11 protein-coding genes and 1 pseudogene are annotated in these 12624 nt (G+C 75.7%); 4 read left to right on the top strand and 8 right to left on the bottom strand.

What is annotated here, in order from left to right; genetic code table 11:
- Positions 1–312 precede the first annotated feature (312 nt).
- Positions 313–1107 carry an NAD-dependent epimerase/dehydratase family protein gene (locus ACGF07_RS04775; RefSeq protein ID WP_392895542.1) on the top strand — a complete coding sequence of 265 codons (795 nt, stop codon included), beginning with the start codon at positions 313–315 and terminating at the stop codon, positions 1105–1107.
- A 190-nt stretch (positions 1108–1297) separates the two neighbouring features.
- On the opposite strand, the gene ACGF07_RS04770 is transcribed toward ACGF07_RS04775, so the two are convergent.
- Positions 1298–1558, bottom strand: coding sequence for a GlsB/YeaQ/YmgE family stress response membrane protein (locus tag ACGF07_RS04770; RefSeq protein ID WP_350738091.1), 261 nt, complete (start codon positions 1556–1558; stop codon positions 1298–1300).
- Between the two features lie 396 nt (positions 1559–1954).
- Positions 1955–2179 (bottom strand): annotated as a pseudogene (locus ACGF07_RS04765) (hypothetical protein); the annotation flags it as partial.
- A 283-nt stretch (positions 2180–2462) separates the two neighbouring features.
- Here ACGF07_RS04765 and ACGF07_RS04760 point away from each other — a divergent pair.
- Positions 2463–3602 carry an MFS transporter gene (locus ACGF07_RS04760; RefSeq protein WP_392895540.1) on the top strand — a complete coding sequence of 380 codons (1140 nt, stop codon included), beginning with the start codon at positions 2463–2465 and terminating at the stop codon, positions 3600–3602.
- A gap of 162 nt (positions 3603–3764) precedes the next feature.
- Here ACGF07_RS04760 and ACGF07_RS04755 read toward each other — a convergent pair whose 3' ends face one another.
- Positions 3765–4571 (bottom strand): SAM-dependent methyltransferase, encoded by an 807-nt coding sequence (locus ACGF07_RS04755; protein WP_350738094.1) that lies wholly within the window; start codon positions 4569–4571, stop codon positions 3765–3767.
- Between the two features lie 53 nt (positions 4572–4624).
- On the opposite strand from ACGF07_RS04755, the gene ACGF07_RS04750 reads away from it, so the two are divergent.
- On the top strand, positions 4625–5035 hold the full coding sequence (locus tag ACGF07_RS04750; protein WP_392895446.1) for a MarR family transcriptional regulator: 411 nt from the start codon (positions 4625–4627) through the stop codon (positions 5033–5035).
- 127 nt (positions 5036–5162) lie between these two features.
- On the top strand, positions 5163–6266 hold the full coding sequence (locus tag ACGF07_RS04745; RefSeq protein WP_392895444.1) for a glutamate--cysteine ligase: 1104 nt from the start codon (positions 5163–5165) through the stop codon (positions 6264–6266).
- Positions 6267–6616: 350 nt separating this feature from the next.
- Here the strand turns inward: ACGF07_RS04745 and ACGF07_RS04740 are convergent, their stop codons facing one another.
- The 5 genes from ACGF07_RS04740 to ACGF07_RS04720 form a co-directional block, all read right to left on the bottom strand.
- Positions 6617–6832 carry a hypothetical protein gene (locus ACGF07_RS04740; RefSeq protein WP_392895442.1) on the bottom strand — a complete coding sequence of 72 codons (216 nt, stop codon included), beginning with the start codon at positions 6830–6832 and terminating at the stop codon, positions 6617–6619.
- Between the two features lie 182 nt (positions 6833–7014).
- On the bottom strand, positions 7015–8739 hold the full coding sequence (locus ACGF07_RS04735) for a putative Ig domain-containing protein (RefSeq protein WP_392895440.1): 1725 nt from the start codon (positions 8737–8739) through the stop codon (positions 7015–7017).
- A 293-nt stretch (positions 8740–9032) separates the two neighbouring features.
- Positions 9033–9617 (bottom strand): MarR family winged helix-turn-helix transcriptional regulator, encoded by a 585-nt coding sequence (locus ACGF07_RS04730; protein WP_392895438.1) that lies wholly within the window; start codon positions 9615–9617, stop codon positions 9033–9035.
- Positions 9614–11311: an MFS transporter gene (locus tag ACGF07_RS04725; protein ID WP_392895539.1), complete on the bottom strand. Its 1698-nt coding sequence runs from the start codon at positions 11309–11311 to the stop codon at positions 9614–9616. The genes ACGF07_RS04730 and ACGF07_RS04725 overlap by 4 nt, the downstream gene beginning before the upstream one ends.
- A gap of 242 nt (positions 11312–11553) precedes the next feature.
- A complete protein-coding gene (locus tag ACGF07_RS04720; protein ID WP_392895437.1) occupies positions 11554–12591 on the bottom strand; it encodes a medium chain dehydrogenase/reductase family protein in 1038 nt (345 codons plus the stop codon).
- Between the last annotated feature and the right edge of the window lie 33 nt (positions 12592–12624).

The following is a 12624-nucleotide window of genomic DNA, read 5'->3' as shown; positions in this document are numbered from 1 at the left end:
GCGGTCGTCCACGGCTGCAGCGGAGGTCCGCACCCCGGGCGCGGCGGGCCCGGCCGGCGGGCGGCGGCCGGGCCGTGCGGGTCGGGGTGGCGGCGGCGCGTGGAGTCCGGGGGGTAACCCACGCGCCGCCGAGCCACCCGCAACGGCCGTCTACCCCCGCTTCGCCGGTCCATGCCTGCGGCGGACCACCCGTCACAGGAGCGGCCCCCGGGGTAGCGTCAGCCGGGGTACCGCCAGGTGCGCTCGCACGCCGACGGGCCCGGGCCCGTCGGTTCGACGGGCCCGCGAGGAACCAGGGAGGCGCGACAGATGGTGGACCGACCCCGTCGGGTCCTGCTCACCGGGGCCGCCGGCCGCATCGGCAGTTGCCTGCGGGAGCTTCTGCCGGCCTACGGCTACCGGCTGCGCTGCTTCGACCGCCTGCCGGTGCCCGGCGAACCGGACGCGATCACCGCCGACCTGCGGGACGCCGAGGCGCTGGCGGCGGCGGTGGACGGCGTCGACGCGGTGGTGCACCTGGCCGGGATCCCGGGCGAGGCGCCGTTCGCCGACATCCTGGCCGCCAACATCGACGGCACCTACCGGCTCTACGACGCCGCTCGGGCGGCGGGCGTGCGGCGGATCGTCTACGCCAGCAGCAACCACGCGGTGGGTTTCACCGAACGGCCCGCCGACGGCGGCACCGTGCCGGTCGACACCCCGCAGCGGCCCGACACCTACTACGGGCTCTCCAAGTGCTTCGGGGAGAACCTCGCCTCGCTGTACGCCGACCGGCACGGGATGGAGACGGTCTCGCTGCGGATCGGCTCCTTCGCCGACGAGCCCCGCAGCGTCCGGATGCTCGCCACCTGGCTCAGCCCGGGCGACTGCGCCCGCCTGGTGCACGCCGCGCTCAGCGGGCCGGTGAGCGGGCACACCGTCGTCTACGGCATCTCCGCCAACACCCGGGCCTGGTGGGACCTCGCCTCGGCCCGCGCGCTGGGCTACCGGCCGGTGGACGACGCGGAGGCCTTCGCCGCCAAGGTGATCGCCGAGCACGGTGAACCGGCCGCCGACGACCCGGAGTTGCGCTACCTCGGCGGCAGCTTCACCCAGGCCGTCCCCTGACCGGCGCCGCACTCCACCGGTCACCGCCGGCCGCCGACCGCGGGCGGGGCCCTCACCTACGGCCCGGGCAGACCGGCTCGGTCGGACCGGCCGGACACACTGACGGGCCGTCCGACGGCTGCAACCGTCGGACGGCCCGCGGAGCGCACCCGCCGACACCCGGGCGGGCGCTGCTCCCTGCGGTGTCGTCTCAGCGCCGTCGCCCGACGTAGACGGGCGTCACGAAGGCGATCAGGACCGCTGCCACACCGACCTGCAGCGCGTGCCGTATCCAGTCGATGCCGTCGGTGTGCCGCACGCCCAGGAAGGAGGCCGCGGCGTTGCCGAGGAGGGCCCCCACCAGGCCGATGAGCACGGTCAGCCACAACGGCACGGGCTGGCGTCCCGGCAGTACGAGCTTCGCCAGCAGGCCCACCACCAGGCCCGCGATCACGGCCCACAAGAACGTCACAGTCGTGTCCCCTCTCTGCTTCCTTGCCCGATCAGACGTCCCACCGTCTGCCCCCGTCCCCGGGTCTCATGCTCACCGCACCGGCCGTCCCTCGGAACAGGCCGGCCCGCGGCCCCGGCGCGGCCGGGGGGCGGGACCGGGAGGCGCCCCGGCGACCGCCCGGGGCGACCGGACGGGCGGCCGGGGCCGCGGGCCGGTGAGCGGCGCGCGCTACGGGGCCATCGGGTCCTGCGGCAGCGCGCCCGGATCGCCGGCCGGTGCCGGGCTGCCGCCGGCGGGGGTGCCTGCGCCGGGGACGGTGGCGGTGCCCTCACCGGTGCCGGTGCCGGTGAGGGCGTCCCCGGCGGCGCGCACCGGGGTACCCGCGCCGGCCCCGCCGCCGCTGCCGTTGCCGTTGCCGGACAGGCGCGCGGCGAGCAGCCGCTTGCCCATCTCGGCGCCCTTGCGGCTGTCGGCCTGCGCCTTGCGGAACAGTTCCGCCACCTCCTGGTCGCCGTCCCGCTCGGCGTCCTGGACGTAGGTCTCCAGGCGCAGCGCGTTGTTCAGGCACGCCTCGACGTACCAGAGCAGGTTGTAGTCCTTGTCCTTGGTGCCGGTGACGTGACCGGTCTCCTCGTTCATGGTCGCGGTCTCTCCTTCCGCGCCCCGGTGCGCGCCGGTCCCGTCGGCCGGGCGGCAGGGCGCGTCGGCGCGTGTACCCGGGTGGGCAGGGCCAATCCCGCGCCGCCGCGCCGGCCGGCCGGGGTCGGGCGGGGGTACGGCCGGTCGGCGCAGTGCACGCCGGTGAGCCGTGGGCCGGGCCGGAGTGGGTGCCTATCGTGGGCTGGTGACCGATCATCGGGAAGCCGGGACCGCTGTCGCCCGGACGGGCTATCTCCTGGCCGCGTTCGCCTTCGCCGTCTGCATGGCCGGGACCACCCTGCCCACGCCGCTGTACGGGTTGTACCGGGAGCGGATCGGCTTCTCCGAGCTGACGGTGACGGTCGTGTTCGCCGTCTACGCCTTCGGTGTCATCGCGGTGCTGCTGCTGGTCGGCGACGTCTCCGACACGGTGGGGCGCCGTCCCGTCCTGCTGGGCGGGCTGGTCTGCGCGGCCGGCAGCGCGGTGGTCTTCCTGGGCGCGGACAGCGTGCCGCTGCTGTGCCTGGGCCGGTTGCTGTCCGGTCTGTCGGCGGGCCTGTTCACCGGCACCGCGACCGCGTACGTGCTGGAACTGGCCCCGTCGCGGCGCCGGGGGCGGGCGGGGTTCGTGGCGACCGCCGCGAACATGGGCGGGCTCGGCTGCGGGCCGCTGCTGTCGGGGCTGCTGTCCGAGTACGCGCCGCATCCGCTGGTGCTGCCGTTCGTGGTGCACCTGGGGCTGCTCGCGGTGTCCTTCGCCCTGCTCCTGGTGCTGCCGGAGACCGTGGAGGAAGCCCGCCCGCTGCGCACCGCCCGGCCGCACCTGCCCGAGCTGCCGCCGCAGGTGCGCGGGGTGTTCGTGCCGGCCGGGGTCGCCGCGTTCGCCGGGTTCTCCCTGCTGGGGCTGTTCACCTCGGTGGGGCCGGCCTTCCTGGCGGAGGGTCTGGGCGTCCACGACCGTGCGGTGGTCGGCCTGGTCGTCTTCGCGGCCTTCCTCGCCTCCACCCTGGGCCAGCTCCTCGTGCCGCGGCTGGGGACGGCGCGGGCGGTGCCGCTGGGCTGTTGCGTGCTGATCGCCGGGTTGGCGCTGCTGGCGGGTTCGCTCGCGTGGGCCGTGCTGGCGCTGCTGGTGCTCGCCGCGCTGGTCGGCGGCGCCGGCCAGGGCATGGGGCTGCGCGGGGCGGTGGGCGAGGTCGCCGGGGCCAGTCCCGCCGAGCACCGGGGCGGGGCCCTGTCGGCGCTCTTCGTGGTCGCCTACTTCGGCATCTCGATCCCCGTCATCGGGGTGGGCCTGCTGACCGGGCCGCTCGGCCTGGCCCACGCCGGCCTGGTCTTCACCGCCTGCATGGCCCTGCTCGCCGCCGCCTCCGGCGTCTACCTGCTGCGCCGGGCGGTCGTCGGCGAGGCGGCCGGCGGGCCGTGACCCCCGGGCCGGCCCGGGTGCGGCGGGTGGGCGGGGTGCGACGCGCGGCCCGGGTGCGACGCGCGGCCCGGGTGCGACGCGCGGCCCGGGTGCGACGCGAGGGCGGGGTGCGACGCGAGGGCGGGGTGCGACGCGCGGCCCGGGTGCGACGCTCGGGCCGGGTCAGGGCGCCGGGTGGCGCAGGGCCTCGATGAAGCCGGCGGTGGAGGGGCCCGGCAGGGGGCGGCCGTAGGTGTCCGCGACGCGCTGCAGGGAGGTGAGGGTGGTGGTCCAGCCGTGCCGTTCGAGCCAGGTGTGGGTGTCGGGGCCCAGGCCGCCGCGCCACAGGCCGGTGATGTGGGCGAGGGCCGGGTCGGGCGGGGTGGCGGTGATGTCCCGGCCGCGTTCGAGCAGCAGGCGGCTGCCGGGGGCGGCCAGCGCGGTGACGGCGGTGAGCAGGCCGGCCGCCTGCTCGGCGGTGAGGTAGGGCAGCAGCCCTTCGGCGAGCCAGGCGCAGGGGCGCGCGGGGTCGAAACCGGCGGCGACCAGCCGGGCGGGCCAGTGCGGGTCCAGCAGGTCGGCGGGCAGGGAGGTGCGCTCGCTGCGGGGCACGGCGCCGAGCTCGTCGAGGACCTGGTCCTTGAAGGCCAGGACGGGCTCCAGGTCGAGTTCGAACACCCGGGTGCCGGCGGGCCAGTCCAGCCGGTGGGCGCGGGTGTCCAGGCCGGCCGCGAGCAGCACGACCTGGTCCGCGCCGGCGGCCAGGAGGCGGTCGTCGTAGAAGCGGGTGCGCAGGATGCTGTTCGCGACCAGGGCCTTGGCCAGGGCGCTGCCCGACCCGGGGGCCGGCGGGGTGCCCGCGGCCTCGAGGAACGCGGCGGCGTACGGGTCGGTGAACAGCGGGTCGGGGCGGGAGCTCTCGCGGGCCCGCACCCGGGCGACGGACAGGGCGGTGCGGGAGACCGGGCTGAGCGGCTGAGGGGTCGTCATGCCCGCAATGTACATCGCCAGCGATACATCGGTGAAGATGTATTCTGCCGGGCATGGACGGCGTGCGACTCCTCAGACTCGGCAGGCGGCTGACCGACCTCGGCCGCGAGTTGGTCGGCGATCCGGCCTCCGCGCTCCCCGCCGGGGAGGTCGCCGTGATCTCCGACGTGTTCCGCCACCCCGCGACCACCGTCCAGGAGATCCGGGCCCGGACCGGCTTCGCCCAGAGCCACGTCTCCACGTGCGTGGCCCGGCTGCGCGAGCGGGGCCTGCTCGACGCCGCCGCCGACCCGGCCGACGGGCGGCGCACCCTGCTCACCGCCTCCGAGCGGGCCCGCGAGGCCGTCCTCGCCCGCGCCGCCCGGCCCGCCGAGCCGGTCATCGCGAAGGCCGTCGCGGACCCCGACCGGGCGCGCCGCGTCACCGAACTGCTCGACGAGCTCGCCGGCCTGCTGCTGCCCTGACCGGCCCCGCCCCGGGCCGCCACGCGGGCCCCCCGCAGGCCATGCGGGCCCCTCGGTGTCCGAGGGCCGGTCCGGGGACCGGGGCCGCCGGCCGTGTACGAAGGCCGCCCCGGGGTAGCGGAGCGGCATGCTGACACTCGGAGTCGAGGAAGAGTACTTGCTGGTCGACCCCCGCGACGGCACGCCGCTGCCCCGGGCCGCCGAGGTCCTGGCCACCGCCTCGCTGGCGCCGGCGCTGCGCCCCGCCGAGGCGCAGCACGAGCTGCTGCAGGTCCAGGTGGAGAGCGCGACCCCGGTCTGCGAGGACCTGGCGGAGGTGGGCCGGCACCTGACCCGGGTGCGCGCCGGGCTGAGCGCGGCCGCGGCCCAGCACGGCTGCCGGGTGGTGCCGGTCGGTTCGGCCCCGTTCGGGCCGCCCGGGCCGGTGCCGGTCACCGACCACGAGCGCTACCGGCGGGCCCGCCGGCAGGCGCCGGCGCTGGTCGACGACCTGATGCTCAACGGCATGCACGTCCACGTCGGCGTCCACGACGAGGAGGAGCGCGTGGGCGCCCTGGTGCGGTTGCGGCCCTGGCTGCCGGTGCTGATCGCGCTGAGCGCCAATTCGCCGTACTGGCGCGGGGGTGACACCCGTTTCGCCAGCTGGCGCACGGTGCACTTCGACCAGTGGGCGGTCAGCGGGCCGCCGCCCGCCTTCCGCGACGCCGCGGACTACCGGCGGCGGGTGGCGGCGCTGCGGGCCGCCGGGGCGATCGCCGACGCGGGGCAGCTGTACTGGCACGCCCGGCTGTCCGAGCGCTATCCGACCGTGGAGGTGCGGGCGGCGGACGTCCAGCTGACGGTCGCCGACGCGGAGCTGTTCGCCGGCCTGGTCCGGGCCCTGGTGACCACCGCCGTCCTGGAGGAACGGCAGGGGCTCCCGCGCCCGGACACCCCCGAGGAGCTGCTGCGGGCCGCGACCTGGCACGCCGCCCGCACCGGGGTGCACGGGCAGCTGGTCTCCCCCGCCGACGGCACCGCCCGCCCGGCCGCGGCCGTGGTCGAGGAGCTGCGCGCCTACGCCGCGCCCGGCCTGGAGGCGGCCGGGGACACCGGGCGGGTGGCCGGGCTGTGGTGGGGGTTCGAGCGCGAGGGCAACGGCGCGGACCGCCAGCGCCGCTGGTTCCGCGAGCAGGGCTGGACGGGTCTGGCGGAGCACCTGGCGGGCTCCACCGTGACCCGCACGCCCTGAGTGCTGGGGCCCGTCTTCAAACCCCGTCGTCCGCCCGAAGGGCGGGCGGGGCGGCGTTGGGGTGCGTGCATCGCAAGGCGGAGGATGGGGGCACCTCCCGGCCGAAGGCTGGGGTGGGGGCACCTCCCGGCCGGAGGCTGGGGTGGGGGCACCTCCCGGCCGGAGGCTGGGGTGGGGGCACCTCCCGGCCGGAGGCTGGGGGAGAGTCCATGCGGTGGGGGCACCTCCCGGCCGGAGGCTGGGGGCCATCGGCGACCGACGACAACGCGGCGAGGCGCGTGCCCTGGGGGCACCTCCCGGCCGGAGGCCGGGGGAGCGTCGGCCCGCAGGCGGGGGTTTGAAGACGGGCCCTAGGCGTCCCCGCTCTCGTCGTCCTTGCCCTCGCCGTCCTGGTCCTCCAGTTCGTCGGGGTCGAGCCGGCGGGCCCGGCCGGGTTCGGCGGTGGTCGCGTCTCCCTGGCCTTCCGTGGTGTTCCCGGAGCCGGGGGCCCTGGGGTCGCGGGACGCGTCGTCGCCCTCGTGGTGCAGCGGCACGCCGCCCGCGCCGCCCTGGGGGATCTCGTTCACCGTCGGCTCCTTGCCTCGTGGCGGATTGCTCGGTCGCCTGGCGGGTGCCCCGCGGGGCGCGGGGTCAATCAGCCGGGCACGGGGCGGCCGGGCGCCGGGGCCGCAGGCGCTGCGGCGGGCGGGGCGGGAGCGGTCGGCGCCGGCCGCCCTCCCCTGGTGCGGGGAGGGCGGCCGGCGTCGGTTCACGACACCTTGACGGCGGTGTCGTCCAGGACGAAGGAGGTCTGCTTGGTGTAGTCCTCGGTGCCGGTGAACTTGAGGGTGACGCTCTGGCCGGCGTACCCGGACAGGTTGAAGCTGTGCTGCTGGTAGCCGGCGGCCGCGTTGACGTTGGAGTAGGTCGCCAGGGTGGTGCCGTTGGCGGTGACCGTCAGCGTGTCGAAGGCGGTGGTGGTGCTCGCGGCGGTGTCGATGTGCAGCCAGAAGCTGAAGGTGTAGGCGGTGCAGCCGGCCGGCAGGGTCACCGTCTGGGCGAGGGTGTCGGTGTTGGTGCTGCCGTAGCCGTCCAGCCAGGCGTCGTAGGTGCCGGAGTGCGGCGGCTCGCTGGAGCTGCTGTTGGCGGTGCTGCTGCCGCTGGTGTTGGTCTCCGTCCAGCCGGCCGTCGAGCCGGTCTCGAAGCCGGGGTTGGTGAGCAGCTGGGCCGGGGTGCAGCCGCCGCTGCCGGCGGGCTGGACGGTCCAGGTGAAGGTGACGGAGGAGGACGGGCCGGTGGAGTCGGTCGCGGTGGCCGTCACGGAGTAGGTGCCGGCGGTGGTGGGGGTGCCGCTGATCAGGCCGGTGGCGGTGTTGACGCTCAGGCCGGCGGGCAGGCCCGACGCGGCGTAGGTCAGGGTTCCGCCGGCGGTGTCGGTGGCGGAGAGCTGGAGGGTGGTGGCGGTCGCGGCGGTGGCCGTGCGGGCGCCGGGGTTGGTGAGGGTGACGCTGCCGGTGCCGGTGCCGGTGCTGCCGGCGGCGAGCCAGGCGGTGGCGTTGAGGGCGAGTGCGGCGTCGGTGCCGGCCGGGTCGTTCCAGCCGTCGTAGAGGGTGTTGCCCGGCTGGCCGGTGCCGTCGTCGATGGTGGAGCTGTCGCCCCAGATGGCGACCCGGCCCTTGCCGAAGGTGCTGGTGGCGAAGGCGGCGCCGGTGGTGCCGGAGTAGCCGGTGCGGTAGACGAGGCCCTTGGCGGCGGGGTTGTCGGCGGGCTTGAGGGTGAAGGTGGTGCCGTTGCGGATGATGCTGCCGGTGACGGTGCCGAAGGGGCCGTGCAGGACGGGGTCGGTGGCGTCGTTGACGGCGGTCGGGTTGTCGGTCTGGATGTTGAGCAGGTCGACGGAGAACCCGAACGGGTCGTTGCTGTTGACCGAGTTGGCGCTCATCAGGTCGTTGATGATGGCCGGGGAGTCCCAGCCGTCGTTGTTGCGGTCGCTGGCGGTGTGGTCGGAGATCAGGAAGAGCCCGCCGCCGTTCTGGACGAACTTCATGACCGCGGTCTTCTCGGCGTCGCTCAGCCGGATGTTGGGCTCGGGCAGGACGAACTCGTCGAAGTTGGCGAGGTCCAGCGCGGCGCCGGTGCCGTAGGTGATGGTGGAGCCGCTGGGCAGGGTCTTGAGGCTGTACTGGCCGGTCTTCTGCAGGGCCACGCCCCAGCTGGAGATGGCGCCCGTCCAGTCGGTCTCGGACTGCGGGTTGGCGTTCTGGGCGAGCGGGTCGGGCTGGCTGGTGCTGATGATCCAGTCCGCGTTGCCGGCGGTCTCCGCCTTGCTGGCGTCGAACAGGACGCGGTGCGGGGTGGTGGTGGCGGTGGACGCGGCGGTCGCCGCCGGGGCCGCCGCCACGGCCCGGTGGGGGACGGCGCTCGCGCCGGCGAGCACCGTCAGGGCGACCGCGCCCAGGGCGAGGGGGCGGATGGCGTCAGTTCGTCTGAGCATGGGTCAGGTCCTCCGTCACGTGGGGGTGCAGGGGAAGTGCTACGCGCGTAGGCGCGGTGGGCACCGTCCCATGGTGGGGTGAGCGGAGCTTGAACGGAACGCGACGAACAGACGCTTCGTGTCCGGGCGCCTCCCGGCGGGCGTTCCTGCACAGCCGAGACACCGTCAGTTCACCGGATCCCCCGATGCGCGGCTCGTTCGGGACCGGTTGGCGGGCCTCACGCCCGGGGGTGGTCCGTTCGGCCCGGCGACGCCGTCGGCGTGGTTCGGGCCCGGCGGTCCTCAGGGACGCCTCAGGCGCCGCCGCCGGGTGTGCGCGGATGGCCGCCGTCGGACGGCGGTCGGCGGGGGTCCCGGCCGCCCCGGGCCGCCGGGCCGCCCAGTTCCACCCGGCCGTCCTGGTCCACCGGGCTGCCCGGGTCCACCGGGCCGGGCGGGTCGGGTTCGTCGAGGAGCAGTTCCAGCAGCGGCAGGGCCTCCTCCAGCCGGCGGCACTGGTCGGGGGTGAGCCGGGCGCTGCGCCGGGCCAGCAGGGCGGAGCGTTCGCGGCGGATGCGGTCGAGGGTCTCCAGGCCGCGCGGGGTGGGGGCGAGCAGGGCGGAGCGTTTGTCGAGCGGGTCGGGGGTCTTGGCGATCAGGCCGTCGGCGAGCAGCGGGGCGAGGGTGCGGACCATGGAGGGGACGGCGACGCCCTCGCGCGCGGCGAGTTCCCCCAGGCGCAGCGGGCCGTGCTGTTCGGTGCGGGCCAGGGCGGAGAGTTGGGCGGCGGGCAGGTCCTGGTCGCCGCAGGCGCGGACCATCTGGCGGTGGAGGCGGCCGATCGCCAGGCGCAGGCGGACGACGGCTTCGGCGGGCAGGCCGCCGCCGGGGGCGGTCACGGTGCTTGCGCCCCGGCCGGGGCGGCGGCGGGTGTGCCCGGGTCCGGGGTGCGGTGGCGGACGAGGGAGGCGGCCGCGGCGACCAGGGACATCGCGATCGCGAGCCAGAACACCACGACCAGGCCGTCGTGGAAGGGGCCGGAGATCAGTTGCGGGAAGAACTGCCGGCCGGTGAGGGTGTGGGCGTTGGCCGGCGGGAGTTGGCCGAGGACGTGGGGGCCGAGGAGTTGGCGGACGGGGTTGTAGCCGAGGAAGGCGGCGAACAGGGTGCCCACCGGGGGCAGCGCGGCGATGGCGTGGGCGTCGGCGGCGGGCACGCCCTGGGCGGTCAGGCCGGTGGTGAGGGTGTGCGGCAGGGAGCCGGCCAGGCCGGCCACCATCAGGGAGAAGAACACGCCGATGGACAGCACCATGCCGGCGTTCTGGAAGGTGGCTCTCATGCCGGAGGCGGCGCCGCGGGCCGCGGCGGGCACGCTGGACATGATCAGTGAGGTGTTGGGGGCGGCGAACAGGCCGCCGCCGAGGCCGTTGAGGAAGACCAGGAGCGCGAACCAGGGGTAGCCGAAGTCGGTGGGCAGCAGGAGGAGTCCGGCGAAGGACAGGGCCATCACCACCAGCCCGCCGGCGGCGAACAGCCGGGCCCCGGCGCGGTCGGAGAGGTAGCCGGCGATGGGTCCGGCGGCGAGGAAGCCGATGGTCAGCGGGACGAGGTAGATGCCGGCCCACAGCGGGGTGTCGGCGTAGTCGTAGCCGTGCAGCGGCAGCCAGATGCCCTGCAGCCAGATGATCAGCATGAACTGCAGTCCGCCGCGGGCGATGGAGCCCAGCAGGGTGGCCGCGTTGCCGCCGGCGAAGACCGGGTCGCGGAAGAGGGAGAGCGGGAACATCGGTTCGGCGGTCCTGGCTTCGACCAGGCAGAAGAGGGCCAGCAACGCGGCGCCGCCGAGGAGTCCGGCCAGTACCCAGGGGTTGGTCCAGCCCATGGTGTGGCCGCCGTAGGGCTGGATGCCGTAGGTGATCGCGGCGAGCAGGGCGGTGAGGCCGACGCCGAAGGTGATGTTGCCCCACCAGTCGATCCGGGCGCTCCTGCGCACGCCGGTCTCGCGCAGCGAGCGGTAGGCCCAGACGGTGCCGAGGACGCCGATGGGCACGTTGACCCAGAAGATCGAGCGCCAGTTCCACTCGGCCAGCAGTCCGCCGAGGACGAGGCCGACGAAGGAGCCGGCGATGCCCGCGACGATGTTGACGCCGAGGGCCGTGCCGCGCTGGCGCAGGGGGAACGCGTCGGTGATGATCGCCGCCGAGTTGGCCATCAGCATCGAGCCGCCGACCGCCTGCACCACCCGCCAGCCGATCAGCCACAGGGCGCCCGGTCCGCCGTGCAGCGGGTCCAGGGACAGCGCCACCGAGGTGAGGGTGAAGATCAGGAAGCCGGCGTTGTAGATCCGCACCCGGCCGTGGATGTCGCCCAGTCTGCCGAGGGTGACGACCAGGACGGCGGTGACGAGCATGTAGCCCATCAGCATCCACAGCAGGTAGCCGACGTTGCCGGGCTGCAGCGGGTCCAGGCCGATGCCGTTGAAGATCGCGGGCAGCGAGATCAGGACGATCGAGGCGTTGACGGTGGCGATCAGGGTGCCGAGCGTGGTGTTGGACAGGGCCACCCACTTGTAGCGGGGGTCGTCGGCCGCCATGCCGGTACGGGTCGGGCGCCGGCGCCCGGTGCTGCCGGTTGCGGGGATCCGTGTCGCCACCGTGCCTCCTACCGGCCGGGCCGGCTCGCCGCCGGGGTCGGTGCGTGGATTTCGATAGCTTCCGCCACCTAACGATAGTGCGGCGGCCGCATCCCCGGTAGCCCTCGCGCCCCCGGGGTGCGGGGCCGGCCGGCGGTCCGGCGCTCCGGCGCTCCGGCGGTCCGGCGCTCCGGCGGTCCGGTTCAGGGGACGATGACGACCTTGCCCGCGACGGTGCGCGATTCGGCCAGGGCGAGCGCCGCCGCGGCCTCGCGCAGCGGGAACTCGGCGGCGACCTGGGCGGTGAGCGTGCCGTCGGCCAGCAGCGCGAGGACTTGGGTGAGGTCCTCGCGCAGCCGGGCGCGGAAGGCCTCGGGGCGGCGGCGCCCGGCCCAGAAGTTGTAGAAGTGGGCGGACCTGCCGTTGGGCAGGAGGTTCCACAGGGCGAGCCGTGCGAACAGCTTCAGCACGGGCAGCCGCGAGTTCCCGTCCTCGTCCTTGGTGGCGGCGGTGCCGTAGGAGACCAGTACTCCGCCGCGGCGCAGCAGGCGCCAGGAGTCCTGCAGTCCGGGGCCGCCGACGTGGTCGAAGACGGCGTCGACGCCGTGCGGGGCGAGGTCGCGGATGCGCCGGTACACGGCGGGGTCGCGGTAGTCGACGGGGGTGGCGCCCAGGCGGCGGACGGTGTCGTGGTGGCGGGTGGAGGCGGTGCCGATGACGGTCATCCCGGCGTGGCGGGCCAGTTGGACGAGGGTGGAGCCGACGCCGCCGTTGGCGCCGAGGACCACGATCGTGGCGCCGTGGGGCACGTGGGCGGTGCGGTGGAGCATCTGCCAGGCCGTCACGCCGTTGACGGCGACGGTCTCGGCGGCGGCGGCCGTCACGCCGTCGGGCACCGGGACCAGGTCGGCGGCGTCGAGGTGCAGGAGGCTGGCCCAGGCTCCGGTCTTGGTGACGGCGGCGAAGCGGCGTCCGGTCAGGGCGGGGTCGACGCCGGGGCCGGTGGCGACCACCGTGCCGACGACGTCGTAGCCGGGGACGAAGGGGAAGGGCGGCTGGTCGTAGTACTTGCCGCGGCGCATCTGCTGTTCGGCGAAGGACACGCCGGTGGCGTCCATCCTGAGCAGGACCCGGCCGGTGGCGGGCGGGGGGAGGTGGCGGGTGCGCACCTGCAGGCCGCCGGGGTCGACGGTGCCGGGCAGGAGGACCTCGGTGGCGGGGGTGGCGGCGGCGCTGCTCATGGCGTACTCCGTGGCGGGTCACTGGCTGATACG

The sequence above is a fragment of the Kitasatospora sp. NPDC048194 genome, from assembly GCF_043202455.1.
Taxonomy (GTDB): domain Bacteria; phylum Actinomycetota; class Actinomycetes; order Streptomycetales; family Streptomycetaceae; genus Kitasatospora.
This window is presented reverse-complemented; position numbering and strand designations above follow the sequence as displayed.

Coding starts and splice junctions, on each gene's coding strand:
- ACGF07_RS04725 (WP_392895539.1), bottom strand. CDS start 11,311: ATGGCGGCCGACGACCCCCGCTACAAGTGGGTGGCCCTGTCCAACACC.
- ACGF07_RS04755 (WP_350738094.1), bottom strand. CDS start 4,571: ATGACGACCCCTCAGCCGCTCAGCCCGGTCTCCCGCACCGCCCTGTCC.
- ACGF07_RS04735 (WP_392895440.1), bottom strand. CDS start 8,739: ATGCTCAGACGAACTGACGCCATCCGCCCCCTCGCCCTGGGCGCGGTC.
- ACGF07_RS04745 (WP_392895444.1), top strand. CDS start 5,163: ATGCTGACACTCGGAGTCGAGGAAGAGTACTTGCTGGTCGACCCCCGC.
- ACGF07_RS04760 (WP_392895540.1), top strand. CDS start 2,463: ATGGCCGGGACCACCCTGCCCACGCCGCTGTACGGGTTGTACCGGGAG.
- ACGF07_RS04720 (WP_392895437.1), bottom strand. CDS start 12,591: ATGAGCAGCGCCGCCGCCACCCCCGCCACCGAGGTCCTCCTGCCCGGC.
- ACGF07_RS04750 (WP_392895446.1), top strand. CDS start 4,625: ATGGACGGCGTGCGACTCCTCAGACTCGGCAGGCGGCTGACCGACCTC.